Origin of the sequence: Pantoea deleyi (genome assembly GCF_022647325.1) — a bacterium.
Classification (GTDB): Bacteria; Pseudomonadota; Gammaproteobacteria; order Enterobacterales; family Enterobacteriaceae; genus Pantoea; species Pantoea deleyi.
This window is the reverse complement of sequence record NZ_CP071405.1, coordinates 1938812-1954183: the sequence shown is the minus strand read 5'-3', so window position 1 is coordinate 1954183 and position 15372 is coordinate 1938812. Positions and strand designations below refer to the sequence as shown.

Below are 15372 nucleotides of genomic sequence, written 5' to 3'. Positions count from 1 at the left end.
GATTTTGTTACCTGAAATTTTACAGCGTCGGCAGCCTCCTCCTGATTAAAAAGCCCCTCCATTCAGGGAATTAGGCTTTTTAAAGCAAAAAAATTGCATTCGTGAAATTTCATGATTAGCAGACTAAGCATCCGGTTCAGCTCAGAGTTTCACCATCCGACTCATCAGCAGGCGGAACAGTCGCATCCGGGCGCGCATGAAATTTTTCCTGAGCGAAATAGAATTCTGCCCGCCCTCTCCAAGTGACATTGTCACGTCGTCGCCGGGGTGCCAGGCGGGCCAGGTCACCTCGCCCGCTAACTGATGCTTATATTCCGTCGCATCGCGGGCAAAGTTGAACCAGTATTCGCTGACCCGTTCTGCAAAGGCCCGATCGGCTTCGCTGAAGGGACGCCCGTCGCTGGGTTCCGGAATCTGGCTCAGCGTATTCAGCGCATAGGGCACTTCATTGCCGTGCCAGGTGCCGTGCAGATAGAGATCGCGGGCATGCTCTGATACGTAGTCAAACCAGTAGCGCCAGCCGGGCATACCGGCCTGATGCTGCGCCCGCATCACCAGCCACGGCACCAGGCTGAACGCCATGTCGCGTGCCACGGCGCGGCCCAGCAGCCGATCGTCATGGATGTCGTAGAGCCATTTCAGGCTACGGTAGAGGAGACGGTTTTTCGCGCGCAGCTGCTGCAGCACGGCGGTGGCATCCACGCCGAAATAGTCCAGCACGCTGGCTTCATCGCTGTTGCTGCCCGCCATCAGCGGCAGACGATGCTGTTTTGCCGTCAGAAAGGTGCGCAGCATCGGTTCGGGCAGCACGGCATCCCCGGCGATGGGCACGGGCGGAATCGACAGCGCCCCCTCCAGCGGCCAGAAGGCATCGGCAGGCAGCGCGCGCAGGTCAGCCGCGCTGGCATCCGGCGGCAGGCCGAGATGGCGGGCCACCGCCACGCCCTGCTGACGCGCTGTTTTCTGTGGCGTGTCCGGCAGGCTGTAGGCGCTCTGCACGATGCCTTTATGGAACAGCCCTTCCGCCAGCGGAGAACAGCAAAGCGACAGCACGCTGCGCGCACCGGACGATTCGCCAAAAAGGGTGACGTTGCGGCGGTCGCCGCCAAAAGCCGGAATATTGCGCTGCACCCACTGCAGCGCGGCAATCTGATCCAGCAGACCAAAATTGTTCACCGTGCCGCCCGCGGGGTATTCCGCATCCAGCGCGGGATGCGAGAAGAATCCCAGGTGGCCCAGCCGGTAATTCAGCGTCACCACCACTGCGCCGCGTGACGCCAGGGGCTTGCCGCTGTAGGGTGCCAGTCCGCCCGCGCCGAGGGTAAAACCGCCGCCGTGCAGCCACACCATTACCGGCAGCGGCCGGGACGGCTCAACATCGGGCGTCCAGACATTCAGGTAGAGCGCGTCTTCGCTGAACTCCCCGGGATCGCCGCCGCCGACAGCCTGACAGTAAGTCCGGTTCTGCCAGCCGGCGGCGCTGAACGCGGTGGCATCGCGCACACCCTGCCAGGGCGTGACCGGCTGTGGCGGACGCCAGCGTAACGCGCCCACCGGGGGCGCTGCATAAGGTATGCCTCTGAATACGAAAAGGTCATCGTCCATGTTTCCACGCAACTCACCCTCAGCCGTCATGATCCTCAGACCTGTTTCGTTTTTCATTCCTGTTTCCCTGTTCAGACGTTCCTCCATTATTTGCAGGCCCGCCAGCATTGTCCATGCAGGGAGGGGATTTGCAGAATATACCGAAGCGTAAGGGTCAGGCATGCGCACGATCGCCTGCCGGTCTGGGGCATCCGTTAAGGCTGTGAGATAAGCATGGGTTATCATTTTCTGGCCGGACCAGTTGCCGGACGCGCGCGACAGACCGCCTGCGCGGCGCGGGCTGCCTCCGCCCGGCCGTCATCGCTTTAACGTTTCAGGATATTCACGCAGAGAAATCTGCGTGCGCTGTTAACCCGTTTATCTGTGCCCGGCGGGCAGCAGATTTGTCCCGCTTTTTCCGGCTTCAGGGCCAGCCACCTGAGGAAGGATGCCGGGCAACGGCGAGGCTGCCCGGCCGGCGCCTCAGGCAGGACGCAACCCGCACTGCGCCAGCGACTGCTGCTGACGCGCTTCATATAACGCCATCTCATCCAGCACGGCACACCCCAGCGCCGCCTCGAAGGTCTGGCGGCTCGCCTGACCCGCGGAACGGATCTGCGCCCGATCGCCAAGATTGGACTGGAAGATACCGGCCGCGCTGACGGGCAGAAAATCTTCGTAGGTCTGGGGTTCGGCCAGCACACGCCCTGCTGCTATCAGCGTCTCCAGCGACTCGCCCTGCGCGGGCGGCGTCGCCAGGCCCTTTTCACTCAGGCGATAGCGGAACCAGGCCAGCCCCTGCTGACGCAGCGTGGTTTCGTCGTCGGGGAAATCACGGAAAATGTCCGCCAGATGCTGCTGGTGCTGCTGGTTATCCTGCCCGCTGCCCGCCTCGCTGAGCAGCCGATCGTAGCGCGCACGGCCCTGTGGCGTCAGCGCCACGCCGCGCTGCTCTATCTCCCCGAAGCGCGCCGTGTGGGTTCCCTGGTGACCATCGCGGAAGACGATCGGCTCCTCCAGCGCCTTAAAGCTGGTCTGTCGCAGCAGGATCGGTACCCTGCGGCGCGGCGGCCCTTCAATCAGGGTTTTAGGATCGATGCCGCGCGACGGCATCAGCTGCTGCACGCGGTCGATGTCCAGCGTGCGTGGCGTAAGATGGTTGATGTGGCAGCCGGGGAAACAGACCACATCGGCAATCAGCCGGTGCTGCTGGTTCAGCGCCTGATAGGTCTGGCTGTCGACGCTGCTGTGAGCGTGCCAGCGGAAGGTTTCCAGCGCTTCGGTGACAAACTCACCGGCCTGCGCGTCGGTCAGCCCGCCCTGCTGCGCATGAAGGGCCAGCAGCGCCCGGCAACGGGGCGTAAAGATATCGCGCGCCGCGAGGATCTCTGCGGCCTTTTCACGCAGCGATTCATCGTCGATCAGTTCAGGACGCAGCAGCGAGGTAAACACCCGGAAGGGATTGCGCCGCAGCGCCGCGTCGTCGACCGGCCGGAACGCGGTAGAATGAACCGGTACGCCCGCCTGCGAGAGATCGTAATAGCCGACCGGATACATGCCCATCACCGCAAACAGCTGGCGCAGCGTGGCCAGTTCGGCCGCCGTGCCCACGCGAATGGCACCGTGACGCTCAATGCTGAGCCGGTCAATCTCATCCGCCGCCGCGAGCCGATCCCTGAGCGCGCTGTCGGCTTCCAGCGCGCGATCGTTAACGGTCGCGACCAGCTGCATCAGCGTGCCGTACTGCGGCACCTCCTGCTGATACATCGCGGACATCGCCTGAGAAAAACGGGTACGGATCGCATCCGCACTGAGAAACTTGTCCATCTTATCCACCTGACACCGTGAGCGTTGCTGCTACTGTAATGCAACGCGCTGGCGGCAGCGGAAAAAATCACGAATCTGTGATCGGCTTAAAGCCGAAGCGATTTTTTAACAGCAGCATCAGGCTGGTGATCACAGCCGGTATCGCCAGCAGCAGGAAAATCACGCTGAACGACCAGCCCAGAGAAAGCATTTCGGCGCCCACAAAAGCGCTGAGGATCGCGCCGACGCGCCCCACGCCATGCATCCAGCTGGAGCCGGTGGCGCGGGCATGGGTCGGATAGTAGCTGGCAGATAAGGCATTCATGCCGGTATTGGCCCCGTTAAAGCAGAACCCGCTGCAAAAGGCGATGGCGCTCATCATGCCGACTTCCGCCGGGGAGTAGCCGAGCGCCACGATAAACAGCCCGCCGCAGCCATAGATGGCGGCCAGCGCCAGGTTGGCGTTGAACCGGTCCATCAGCCAGCCCGCAAACAGCGACCCTAAGGTTCCGCCAGCCTGATACATCGCGGTGATAATCGCGGCCTCGGTGACCGACATCCCCAGGGTGTTGACCAGCGAGGGCAGCCAGCTGCCGATCAGATAAACCAGGAACAGGCCCATAAAGTAGCCGCCCCACAGCATGGTGCTGCCGAACAGATAGCGGCGCGACAGCACGGTACCGACCGCACCGCTGTCCGGCAAGGTCGCTTCCGGAGCGTGGAACGCGCAGTCAGGCGGGGTTTTGCCGGGCATCATCCGGTCGAGAATAGCGTGAATGCGGGCGGCAGGCGCGCCACGGCTGATGAGAAAGCGCACCGACTCCGGCAGGCCCCGGATCAGCAGCGGCAGCACCAGCAGCGGCAGGATGCCGCCGAGCAGCAGTACCGAGTGCCAGTCGTAGCGCGGCAGGAGCCAGGAGGCGGCAAAGCCCCCGCTGGCGGCCCCGAAGGTGAATCCGCAGAACACCACCGTGATGATAAAGGCGCGGCGGCGTTCAGGCGCATACTCTGCCACCAGCGTGCCGACGTTGGGCATCGCGGCACCCAGCCCCAGCCCGGTCAGAAACCGGAACAGCATCATCTGCTCGATGTTCTGCGACAGCGCGGTAGCCAGCGTCCAGAGGCCAAAAAACAGGACGCTGAACAGGATCATCAGGCGACGGCCGTAGCGGTCGGCCAGCGGCCCTGCCACCATTGCCCCCAGCGCCAGCCCGATCAGCGCCGCGCTAATCACCAGCCCGAGCTGATGGTTGGTGACGCCCCACGCCGCTTTCAGCGTGGGCGCAATAAAGCCCATAATCGCAATGTCCATGCCATCGAGTGCCACCACGATAAAACAGAGGGCGATAAGTCGCTTTTGCCAGCGGCTGAGCCCCTGCTGATTGATAAGCTGGCGGACATCTACCGCCTCGACGCTGGTCAATGAACACTCTCCGGGAGAAACGAATCCGACATCAGTTTAAGTAAAAAAAACGGCGCTAATGATAGCCCATCGTTAACCTTAAGCGGTCAGTTTTTTTGCAGAAAGGAGAGAATGATGCTATCCGGACGCGCTAAGTCCTTGATAGTGGGCTGGCCGGGAGTGCTTTCGTTCGGGCATTTTTAAAATGAACAGTTTTCTTTCAGAGGGTTAACGGGAAAACCGCCGCTTTCCACCCTGTTTGTTAAAATAATTTTGCAGCAAAGTTAACAAAATTCATTTTAAACTATTGCCTGAAGGCAGTGATTCTCATTAAGTTGAGGCTATGGAAAAAAATATCCTTTTCAATCAGCGCATTCGCTTGCGCCATCTACATACCTTCGTTGCCGTTGCGCAGCAGGGTACCCTGGGCCGGGCGGCAGAGACGCTGAGCCTGAGCCAGCCCGCGCTCTCCAAGACCCTGAACGAACTGGAAGAGCTGACGGGTGTGCGTCTGTTTGAACGAGGCCGGCTGGGGGCGCAGCTGACCACCATGGGCGAACAGTTTCTGACCCACGCCGTCCGGGTGCTCGACGCCCTGAATCATGCCGGGCAGAGTTTCAACGAACAGCCGGGCGACGCCCCGGTGATCATCCGGCTGGGCGCCCTGACCACGGCGGCGATGGGCATGCTGCCGCGCATCCTTGACCGTTTTCATCAGCTACAGCCCAACACCACCATCCAGGTGGCGACGCTGCATAACAATGTGCTGCTGGCTGGCCTGCGCGCGGGCGAGTTTGACATCGGCATTGGCCGGATGGCGGACAGCGACATGATGACCGGACTGACCTATGAACTGCTGTTTCTGGAATCCCTGAAGCTGGTGGTCAGGCCGGAACATCCGCTCTTAAGTGACAACGTCACACTTTCCCGCGCCATGCAGTGGCCGGTGGTGATTTCACCCGAAGGCACTGCGCCACGCCGCATCGCCCAACAGATGCTGGATGAACAGGGCAGTGCCCTGCCGCCTCACTGCATCGAGACCTCATCGACCTCGCTGGCGCGCCAGCTCGCGCTGCGCTACGACTATATCTGGTTTGTTCCCTCCGGCGCGATTAAAGAGGATCTCAGCCACAATGCTGTCTGCGCCCTGCCAATTAACTCTTCCGGTCCGGGTGAACCGGTCGGCATTATTACCCGCACCGGCGCAGAGCTGAGCCTGAGCGCCGAGGTTCTGATGTCCACCATCCGCAAGTTTCACAGCTAGCGGCTGCGTTTCGCATGCCGCTCGCGGTTTTCAAGCCGCGCTTTATCGGTTTTCCGCAAGCCTACATAGAGCGCGCCGCCCCCGCCGTGCTGAGTCTGCGCCACGCAGAACGTCTGTACATCCTCAAACTGCGGTAACCAGCGCGCCAGATAGCTGCGCACGATGTTGGCGTGCGACTCATCATCGCGGCCTTTGCCGTGGATGATCAGCAGATTCCTTAATCCCTGTTTGTGCGCCTGCATCATAAAACTGAACAGCGCCTGACGGCAGGTCTCCACCGGCTGACGCAGCAGGTTCAGGCTCGCATCCAGCGCATATTCGCCTCTGCGCAGCTTATCCAGAATGCCCTGCTGAATGCCGTCGGCCTTGTACTCCAGCGGCGTATTGAGCGGCACGATCTCCAGATAGCCCCGGGTCAGAAAGTTTTCCTGCTCTGACTCACCAGGCGGATGGCGCGGGGCTTTCGTGGAGGGTGATTTGAGCCATAAAGTTGTCGTGGTGTCTTTTAACGGCGTGACATCACCCATGGCATCCCGAAAGAGATCGTTATCATCAAGGTTCATGGTTTTCTCACACCTGGTTAAAATTGATGGAACGGGTAAATCAGGCTTATGACGTTAGCGTAGCAAAATCTGCAATCACCGGGCCACCCCGCTTTTTTGTCCAGATTTCGCGCAGCAGAACCGTGGAGCAGATCACAAAAGCGGAAAGTTTTCGTGACAGCGAGGTGATGTGCGTGACGGAAAGCCCGCTACAGCGGCCTTCCGCGCTGTCCCATACGACCCTGATCTTTGTGGGTGTAAAACTGCTCGGATGAGTTCCCTTCAGCGCAAAAAATGTTAAAATTGACCCCAGTCAATAATCGTCGAGCAAACTATTATGATCCCTGAAAAACGCAGCATTCGTCGTATTCAGTCAGGCGGTTGTGCCATTCACTGCCAGGATTGCAGCATCAGTCAGCTCTGCATCCCCTTCACGTTAAATGAACATGAGCTGGATCAGCTCGACAATATCATTGAGCGTAAGAAACCGATTCAGAAAGGGCAAACGCTCTTTAAAGCCGGGGATGAACTGAAGTCTCTCTATGCGATTCGCTCAGGCACCATCAAAAGCTACACCATTACCGAACAGGGTGATGAGCAGATCACCGGTTTTCACCTGGCGGGTGACCTGGTCGGCTTTGATGCCATCATGGGGTCCAGCCATCCCAGCTTTGCCCAGGCGCTGGAAACGGCCATGGTCTGTGAAATTCCGTTTGAAACGCTGGATGACCTGTCGGGCAAAATGCCTGCGCTGCGTCAGCAGATGATGCGCCTGATGAGCGGCGAAATCAAAGGCGACCAGGATATGATCCTGCTGCTGTCGAAGAAAAATGCCGAAGAGCGCCTGGCGGCGTTTATCTGGAATCTTTCGCGCCGTTTTGGTCAGCGTGGCTTCTCACAGCGTGAGTTCCGCCTCACCATGACCCGTGGCGACATCGGTAATTACCTGGGCCTGACCGTGGAAACCATCAGCCGTCTGCTGGGGCGTTTCCAGAAGTCCGGCATGCTGGCGGTAAAAGGCAAATATATCACCATCGAAAACCACGCCCTGCTGGAAGAGTTAGCCGGTCAGAGCCATCAGGCCGCCTGATCCGCCGCCGGATCAATAAATCTTATTTTGTTGATCCGGCAGTAACTTTTTCACTTCTTCCGCTGTGAAACATAGGCTATCTTTAATCCAACGCTCGGGTTTAAGGAGAATGCCTCATGTCTCAATACCAAAATATTCTGGTCGCTATCGATCCCCAGCAAGACGATCAGCCCGCGCTGCGGCGTGCGGTCTATCTTAATCAGCGGATTGGCGGAAGAATTAAAGCGTTCCTGCCTATTTATGACTTCTCGTATGAGATGACTACCCTGCTTTCACCGGATGAGCGCGCCTCGATGCGTCAGGGCGTGATCAGCCAGCGCACGGAATGGATCCGCGAACAGGCGCACGCCTATCTTGATGCCGGTGTCGATATCGACATCAAAGTGATCTGGCACAACCGTCCTTATGAAGCCATCATCCAGGAAGTGCTCGCCCATCAGCATGACCTGGTGCTGAAAATGGCGCATCAGCATGATCGCCTGGAGTCGGTGATTTTTACCCCGACCGACTGGCATCTGCTGCGCAAATGTCCGTGCCCGGTCTGGATGGTGAAAGATCAGCCGTGGCCGGAGGGCGGTAAGGCAATCGTCGCGGTTAACCTGGCCAGCGAGGAGCCGCATCACGACGGCCTGAATCAGAAGCTAATCCGTGAAACGGTGAAGCTGGCGGAAAAGGTCAATCAGACCGAGGTGCATCTGGTCGGTGCCTATCCGATTACCCCTATCAATATTGCGATTGAGCTGCCCGATTTCGATCCCAGCGTCTATAACGACGCCATCCGGGGCCAGCATCTGGTCGCCATGAAGGCGCTGCGCCAGAAGTTCTCTATCGGGGAAGAGTTCACTCACGTCGCCAAGGGCCTGCCGGAAGAGGTGATCCCCGATCTGGCGGCACATCTGGGCGCAGGCGTGGTTGTGCTCGGCACCATCGGGCGCACCGGTCTCTCGGCGGCGTTCCTGGGCAATACGGCGGAACAGGTCATTGACCATCTGCGCTGCGACCTGCTGGCGCTGAAGCCCGACGATTTCAAATCGCCAATCGACCTGGATGATGAAGAGGATGAGGAGGATTAACGCCTCTTTATAAGAAAACGGGCGGCTGATGAGCCGCCCGTTTTTATTACAGCGCTTTGAGAATCGCTTCCACGCTGGCTTTGGCATCGCCAAACAGCATCTGACTGTTCTCTTTGAAGAAGAGCGGGTTCTGTACCCCGGCATAGCCGGTATTCATCGACCGTTTAAACACCACCACATTCTGCGCCTTCCACACTTCCAGCACCGGCATACCGGCTATCGGACTGCGGGGATCGTCCTGTGCGGCCGGGTTAACGGTGTCGTTCGCGCCGATCACCAGCACGGTGTCGGTGTTGCTGAAGTCATCGTTGATCTCATCCATCTCCAGCACCACGTCATACGGCACCTTCGCTTCGGCCAGCAGTACGTTCATGTGCCCCGGCAGACGCCCTGCCACCGGATGGATCCCAAAACGCACGTTGATGCCCAGCGCCCGCAGCCGGGCGGTAATTTCCGCCACCGGATACTGCGCCTGCGCCACCGCCATGCCGTATCCCGGCGTGATGATCACCGAACCGGACGCCTTGAGCATCTCGGCGGTCTCTTCAGCGGTAATCTCGCGATACTCCCCCGCTTCCTGCGCATCATCACCGCTGCTCACGTCGGTGCCAAAGCCACCGGCGATCACGCTGATAAACGAGCGGTTCATCGCTTTACACATGATATAGGAGAGGATGGCACCGGATGAGCCGACCAGCGCACCGGTCACAATCAGCAGATCGTTGCTGAGCATGAAACCGGCCGCCGCGGCCGCCCAGCCCGAGTAGGAGTTGAGCATTGAGACCACGACCGGCATATCCGCGCCGCCGATAGAGGCGACCAGATGCCAGCCAAACGCCAGCGCAATCACCGTCATCAGCAGCAGCGCAAAGACCTGCGCGGCGGTGCTGCCGGTGTTCACAAACCACAGCAGCAGCAGGAACGAGACGACCAGCGCCAGCAGATTCAGCTTATGACGATGAGGCAGTGCCAGCGGCCGTGAGGAGACCTTGCCACACAGTTTGCCAAAGGCCACCAGCGAGCCGGTGAAGGTTACGGCACCGATAAAGATCCCGACAAAGACCTCGCTGAGGTGGATATTCTCCAGCACGGCGGGCAGACCAGGCGCGTGTTCGATGTAACTGTTGATGCCCACCAGCACCGCGGCCAGGCCGACGAAGCTGTGCAGAATCGCCACCAGCTCCGGCATTTCGGTCATTTCGACCTTTTTCGCCAGACGAATACCGATGGCGCCACCGATGACCATCGCCAGCAGGATCCAGGCGACATGGCCGCTGTCCGGGCCGAAGATGGTCGCGACCAGCGCAATCGCCATGCCGCTGATACCGAAAATATTGCCCCGCTTTGAGGTCTCATGACGTGAGAGGCCCGCAAGGCTACAGATGAAGAGAATGGCAGCCACGATATAGGCTGCAGTGACTAATCCGCCAGACATGGCTTACCCCTTACGAAACATTTTCAGCATGCGCTGGGTGACGGTGAAGCCACCAAAGATATTGATGCTGGCAATCAGCACGGCAATAAAGGCGATGAAGGTGACCCAGCCACCGTGCCCCATCTGCAAAACCGCCCCGATAACGATGATGCCGGAGATGGCATTGGTCACCGACATCAGCGGCGTATGGAGCGCATGACTGACGTTCCAGACAACGTAGTAGCCCACCACGCAGGCGAGTGCGAACACGGTGAAGTGCGAGAGGAATTCCGCAGGCGCGACGCTGGCCATCCAGCCAAACAGCACAATGGCCAGCGCCATCAGCAGATAGTTGCGCCACGGCGACGCGGGCCGGGTTTCAACCGGCGCGGCCGGCTTCACGGCTGCCGCTTTCGCCTGGGGTGCGGCTGAGACCTGAATCGGCGGAGCCGGCCAGGTGATTTCGCCTGCGCGAACCACCGTCACTCCGCGCACGACCACATCGTCGAAATCGATAGCAATCTCGCCTGACTTCTCTTTACACAGCAGCTTAAGCAGGTTGACCAGGTTGGTTCCGTAGAGCTGGGAAGACTGGGTCGGCAGACGGCTGGGCAGATCGGTGTAACCGATGATCTTCACGCCGTTCGGGGTCACGGTCACCTGATCGGCGACGGTCAGCGCGCAGTTGCCGCCGGTCTGCGCGGCCAGATCCACAATCACGCTGCCCGGCTTCATGCTGGCGACCATCTCTGCGGTGATCAGTTCGGGTGCCGGTTTACCGGGGATCAGCGCCGTGGTGACGATGATATCCACCTCTTTCGCCTGGCTGGCAAACAGCGCCATCTCGGCCCGGATAAAGGCCTCTGACATGACCCTGGCATAGCCGTCACCGCTGCCCGCCTCCTCTTCAAAATCGAGTTCGAGGAATTCGGCGCCCATACTCTGCACCTGCTCTTTGACCTCCGGGCGGGTGTCGAATGCCCGGACAATCGCGCCCAGGCTGCCCGCCGCGCCAATCGCAGCCAGACCGGCCACACCGGCCCCGATCACCATCACTTTTGCCGGTGGCACTTTACCGGCCGCGGTAATCTGACCGGTGAAGAAGCGGCCAAATTCGTGGGCCGCCTCGACGATGGCGCGATAACCGGCGATGTTCGCCATGGAGCTCAGGGCATCCAGCGACTGCGCGCGCGAGATGCGCGGCACCGAATCCATCGCCATCACCGTGACCTGACGCGCGGCCAGCTTCTCCAGCAGGGCCGGATTCTGCGCGGGCCAGATAAAGCTGACCAGCGTACTGCCCGCGCGGGTCAGTGCGATCTCTTCATCATCCGGTGCATTGACCTTCAGCACGATATCGGCCTGCCAGACCTGCTCTCTGTCGCTGAGTGTGGCACCGGCGGCGAGATAGCTTTCATCATCGAAGCTGGCACGTTTACCGGCGTCATGCTCAAGCGTGACGCTGAAACCCAGCCTGATCAGTTGTTCGACGGTCTTTGGCGTGGCGGCCACGCGCGACTCGTTTGGCAACCTTTCCTTGGGTATTCCAATTAACATAGTGTTTCCTTTCATCGGTTAAAGGATGATGGCCCGGATGGGCAACGCGCCCGCGCAGCAGGATGATAGTCCCGGCTTACGGTCACGGTGCCGCTGTTTCAAAGTGTTTATAACCTACTGAAAATGTGACAGGCGATCTACCGCCGCCAGGCCGCGTCGTGACATTCGCCGGATTATTCAGTGTTGCGCTAAAAAACCGGCGTTATCCCACTGCAAAATCGTATCGCAGGCAGATTTTCTGCCAGAGACGAGGGCCTTCGGGCGAACAAGGCGTTATTAAAAACCTTTATTTAACAATGCATTAACTGAAATAGCGCTAAGCGTTACCGCTTTTACCGGTTAATCCCGGCAGAAATGGCCCTGGCGCACTCAGATGATAATCAAATGAAAAACCGGTTTGTGAATAACGCGATGTGAGACAAAAAATCGCTGCGACAGTCTGTTTATAACATGCAATAATCAGCGGCTAATCTGTTATACATCAAGAGTCCAGCACGTTTTCGTACTCATTTTTGCGTAAGGCGAAGGATTATTTTTATGAAGCTGAAGAACACTATTCTGGCGTCCACTCTGTTGTCCCTGCTGGCAGCCAATGCATTCGCTGCGCAGGAGTTAACGCCAGAAAAAGCGGCCGCGTTGAAGCCATTCGAACGTATTAATATCACCGGCCGTTTCAACGCAATTGGCGACGCTGCCGATGCGGTGTCGAAGCGTGCAGATCAGCTGGGCGCGGCCTCTTTCTACATTCAGGGGATTAACGACAGCAACGGTAACAGCGGCAACTGGCGCGTCACCGCCGACCTCTATAAAGCCGATGCCCCGGAAGCCCAGGACACCAAAACCTACCGTCGCTTCAACGGCGTCAACGAACTGCCAAAAGCGGAAGCCTACCGGCTGGAGCCTTTTGATACCGTTTCGGTCAGCGGCTTCTTTGCCAGCCAGCCGGACGTTAACGATGCGATCTCCAAAGCCGCAAAACAGAAAGGCGCCGCCGCCTTCTTTATCGTTCGCCAGATCGACGCGAACAGCGGCGGCAACCAGTACGTGACGGCTTACGTCTACAAAGCCGATGCGAAAGCGCGCGTGGTGCAGACCCCGAACGCCATCCCGGCCGATTCCGAAGCGGGTAAAGCCGCGCTGGCAACCGGTGGTGCAGCGGCGGCTAACGTCGAGATCCCTGGCGTGGCCTCGTCTGAAACGCCAAGCAACAAAGTGGGCCGTTTCTTCGAAACGCAAAGCTCAACTGGCAAGCGCTACACGGTGAATCTGCCAAACGGCAAATCCGTGCAGGAAGTCAACGCGATTACGGCTGCGCAGATGCAGCCGTTCGATACCGTGACCTTCACCGGACACTTCGGCACCCCGACAGAAGTGTCAGAAGAAGTGGCGAAGCGTGCGGCTGACAGAGGGGCGAAGTTCTACCACGTCACCCGTCAGTGGCAGAACCAGAGTGGCGGCAACCTGACCGTCACCGCAGACCTGTTTAAGTAATCCCTTCAGGGCGGCGTCGGCCGCCCTGCTGTTTGCATAATTCCTGCGCTGATTTGCATAGTCACGCATTGCCATCCCCTGCCACACTCCGTAAAATCTGCCGCCTGTTTTACCGGACATTATCTCTGTCAATTGCGGCTGCGCTGCGATATCCCAGTGATGAAAGCCGATTTACCCAGCCATATATGCTAGCGGGAAGGTTGTTTTGGAGAAAAAATTAGGTCTCGGTGCGCTGACGGCGCTGGTGCTCAGTTCGATGCTGGGCGCGGGCGTGTTCAGTCTGCCGCAAAATATGGCTGCAGTGGCGGGCCCGGCGGCGCTGCTGCTGGGCTGGGTGATCACCGGCGTCGGCATTATTTTTCTGTCGCTGGCGATGCTGCTGCTGACCCGCCTGAAGCCCGATCTGGACGGCGGGATCTTTACCTATGCCCGCGCCGGATTTGGCGAACTGATGGGGTTCTGCTCCGCCTGGGGCTACTGGCTCTGCGCCGTGATCGCCAACGTCTCCTATCTGGTGATCGTTTTCTCCGCCCTGAGCTTCTTCACCGATACGCCGGATCGGGTGATCTTTGGCGACGGCAATACCTGGCAGGCCATGCTGGGTGCCTCGGTGCTGCTGTGGCTGGTTCACTGGCTGGTACTGCGCGGCGTACAGACCGCGGCCAGCATCAACCTCATGGCGACGCTGGGCAAGTTGGTACCGCTGCTGCTGTTTATTGTGCTGGCGGTAATGGCGTTTAACTATGATCGCTTCCGCTTCGATTTTTCCGGCGTCACGCTGGGAGCGCCGTTATGGGAGCAGATCAAGCAGACCATGCTGATCACCCTGTGGGTCTTTATCGGGGTTGAAGGTGCGGTAGTGGTCTCTGCCCGCGCGCGTCAGAAAAAGGATGTGGGCCGGGCCACACTGCTGGCCGTGCTGGCCGCCCTGCTGGTCTATCTGCTGGTCACGCTGCTGTCGCTGGGCGTAGTGCCTCGCGCGGAGCTGGCCGGGATGCGCAACCCCTCGATGGCCGGGTTAATGACCCGACTGATGGGCAGCTGGGGCGATGCGGTGATTGCGGTGGGACTGATTATTTCGGTGTGCGGCGCCTATCTGAGCTGGACGATTATGGCCGCTGAAGTGCCGCTGATTGCGGCCCAGCAGGGTGCTTTTCCGCGCAGCATCGCCCGCCAGAACCGCCATAACGCACCGGCCGCCTCGCTGTGGCTGACCAACGGCAGCATCCAGTTCTGCCTGATCCTGATTGCGCTGACCGGAGCCGACTATAACAATCTGCTGACCATCGCCTCTGAAATGATTCTGGTGCCCTATCTGCTGGTGGGGTTATATCTGATCAAGGTTGTCTATGGGCAGCGCAAGCCAATAGCGCTGGCGACCGGCATCGGCGCGAGTCTGTATGGCATCTGGCTGCTCTATGCGTCGGGGCCGCTGCACCTGATGATGTCCGTGGTGCTCTACACCCCAGGCCTGCTGCTGTTTCTGTTTGCCCGTCGCGGCGGCCGCGCAGAGATTGCGCTGACCACGCTGGAGCGGATTGCGATGGGATTACTGATTGCGGCAACGCTGCCCGCCGTGTGGCAGCTGACGGCTTAGTGTGACTGCAGAGGAATCGAGACGCACAGCAGGTCATCCTGCTGTGTGAGATTCAGCGGCTTCGCATATTCATGATGAATTGCGTCCAGCTGCTCCGCCGAAAGCGGATACGGCAGCTGGATATCGAAGCGACTGATGCGCTGCTGTTCTGCCAGCGTGATCAGACGCGCGATGTTGATTTCGTCGCTGACCTGGGTAGAAATGATTTGTAATGCTAATTCTTTTAACGGGTCGTCACTGCCCTGTAAGCGGTGTGCCGATTTACGTGTCACCATGCCAAATATCGGCATCACACCATAAATTGCATCGACGAAGCTCCAGCGTTTTTTGCAGGAGGCGGAGAGAAAGTCACTGTAATTGAAGCAGATGCGGTCGGGGTATATGGCTGATGCCAGCTCTTTATCAGACACACTAACGCTCCTCATGGTAATCATCAATATCCCAAACCTGGCGCAGAAAGGCCGCGCTAATGATTACACATTTTGCCGGTTATATACCAGCAAGCTAAGGATATTTCGTGCGATAACGTAGAGCTCAGGACCAGGAAAAGAT

At 59.1% G+C, this 15372-nt stretch carries 13 protein-coding genes; 6 read left to right on the top strand and 7 right to left on the bottom strand.

Translation table 11 applies throughout. The features are described 5' to 3' along the window. Positions 1-141: 141 nt before the first annotated feature. From J1C59_RS09170 to J1C59_RS09160, 3 genes are all read right to left on the bottom strand, one after another. Entirely contained in the window at positions 142-1662 is a 1521-nt protein-coding gene (locus J1C59_RS09170) for a carboxylesterase/lipase family protein (RefSeq protein WP_140917245.1), read from the bottom strand. Between the two features lie 405 nt (positions 1663-2067). Beyond that, the gene (gene hglS / locus J1C59_RS09165) at positions 2068-3411 is read right to left on the bottom strand and encodes a 2-oxoadipate dioxygenase/decarboxylase HglS (RefSeq protein ID WP_140917246.1); all 1344 of its coding nucleotides are present in this window, start codon (positions 3409-3411) and stop codon (positions 2068-2070) included. Positions 3412-3478: 67 nt separating this feature from the next. Continuing rightward, positions 3479-4813 carry an MFS transporter gene (locus J1C59_RS09160; RefSeq protein WP_128085867.1) on the bottom strand — a complete coding sequence of 445 codons (1335 nt, stop codon included), beginning with the start codon at positions 4811-4813 and terminating at the stop codon, positions 3479-3481. A gap of 322 nt (positions 4814-5135) precedes the next feature. On the opposite strand from J1C59_RS09160, the gene J1C59_RS09155 reads away from it, so the two are divergent. Continuing rightward, positions 5136-6056, top strand: a complete 921-nt coding sequence (locus J1C59_RS09155) for a LysR substrate-binding domain-containing protein (RefSeq protein ID WP_128085868.1) — start codon at positions 5136-5138, stop codon at positions 6054-6056. Here J1C59_RS09155 and smrA read toward each other — a convergent pair. Beyond that, on the bottom strand, positions 6053-6619 hold the full coding sequence (smrA, locus tag J1C59_RS09150; protein ID WP_128085869.1) for a DNA endonuclease SmrA: 567 nt from the start codon (positions 6617-6619) through the stop codon (positions 6053-6055). The two genes, J1C59_RS09155 and smrA, sit on opposite strands and share 4 nt — an antisense overlap. 122 nt (positions 6620-6741) lie before the next feature. Here smrA and J1C59_RS21820 point away from each other — a divergent pair, with 122 nt between their 5' ends. The 3 genes from J1C59_RS21820 (at position 6742) to uspE (ending at position 8761) form a co-directional block, all read left to right on the top strand. Further along, entirely contained in the window at positions 6742-6873 is a 132-nt protein-coding gene (locus tag J1C59_RS21820; RefSeq protein WP_277933480.1) for a hypothetical protein, read from the top strand. 62 nt (positions 6874-6935) lie between these two features. Beyond that, complete coding sequence (locus J1C59_RS09145) at positions 6936-7688, top strand: FNR family transcription factor (RefSeq protein ID WP_010244686.1); 753 nt, start codon at positions 6936-6938, stop codon at positions 7686-7688. A 116-nt stretch (positions 7689-7804) separates the two neighbouring features. After that, entirely contained in the window at positions 7805-8761 is a 957-nt protein-coding gene (gene uspE / locus J1C59_RS09140) for a universal stress protein UspE (RefSeq protein ID WP_128085870.1), read from the top strand. Positions 8762-8807: 46 nt separating this feature from the next. On the opposite strand, the gene pntB is transcribed toward uspE, so the two are convergent. After that, positions 8808-10196: a Re/Si-specific NAD(P)(+) transhydrogenase subunit beta gene (gene pntB / locus J1C59_RS09135; RefSeq protein ID WP_128085871.1), complete on the bottom strand. Its 1389-nt coding sequence runs from the start codon at positions 10194-10196 to the stop codon at positions 8808-8810. A gap of 3 nt (positions 10197-10199) precedes the next feature. Further along, complete coding sequence (gene pntA / locus J1C59_RS09130; protein ID WP_128085872.1) at positions 10200-11732, bottom strand: Re/Si-specific NAD(P)(+) transhydrogenase subunit alpha; 1533 nt, start codon at positions 11730-11732, stop codon at positions 10200-10202. A gap of 537 nt (positions 11733-12269) precedes the next feature. Here pntA and ydgH point away from each other — a divergent pair. Continuing rightward, entirely contained in the window at positions 12270-13223 is a 954-nt protein-coding gene (gene ydgH / locus J1C59_RS09125) for a DUF1471 family protein YdgH (RefSeq protein ID WP_128085873.1), read from the top strand. Between the two features lie 205 nt (positions 13224-13428). Then, the gene (locus J1C59_RS09120; RefSeq protein ID WP_128085874.1) at positions 13429-14820 is read left to right on the top strand and encodes a basic amino acid/polyamine antiporter; all 1392 of its coding nucleotides are present in this window, start codon (positions 13429-13431) and stop codon (positions 14818-14820) included. On the opposite strand, the gene J1C59_RS09115 is transcribed toward J1C59_RS09120, so the two are convergent. Further along, positions 14817-15230 (bottom strand): hypothetical protein, encoded by a 414-nt coding sequence (locus tag J1C59_RS09115; protein ID WP_111139505.1) that lies wholly within the window; start codon positions 15228-15230, stop codon positions 14817-14819. The genes J1C59_RS09120 and J1C59_RS09115 overlap by 4 nt on opposite strands. Positions 15231-15372 lie beyond the last annotated feature (142 nt).

Bases quoted from the DNA above. Each gene is read 5' to 3' on its own strand.
- J1C59_RS09170 (WP_140917245.1), bottom strand. From the start codon at position 1,662: ATGAAAAACGAAACAGGTCTGAGGATCATGACGGCTGAGGGTGAGTTG.
- hglS (WP_140917246.1), bottom strand. From the start codon at position 3,411: ATGGACAAGTTTCTCAGTGCGGATGCGATCCGTACCCGTTTTTCTCAG.
- J1C59_RS09155 (WP_128085868.1), top strand. From the start codon at position 5,136: ATGGAAAAAAATATCCTTTTCAATCAGCGCATTCGCTTGCGCCATCTA.
- smrA (WP_128085869.1), bottom strand. From the start codon at position 6,619: ATGAACCTTGATGATAACGATCTCTTTCGGGATGCCATGGGTGATGTC.
- J1C59_RS09145 (WP_010244686.1), top strand. From the start codon at position 6,936: ATGATCCCTGAAAAACGCAGCATTCGTCGTATTCAGTCAGGCGGTTGT.
- uspE (WP_128085870.1), top strand. From the start codon at position 7,805: ATGTCTCAATACCAAAATATTCTGGTCGCTATCGATCCCCAGCAAGAC.
- pntB (WP_128085871.1), bottom strand. From the start codon at position 10,196: ATGTCTGGCGGATTAGTCACTGCAGCCTATATCGTGGCTGCCATTCTC.
- pntA (WP_128085872.1), bottom strand. From the start codon at position 11,732: ATGTTAATTGGAATACCCAAGGAAAGGTTGCCAAACGAGTCGCGCGTG.
- ydgH (WP_128085873.1), top strand. From the start codon at position 12,270: ATGAAGCTGAAGAACACTATTCTGGCGTCCACTCTGTTGTCCCTGCTG.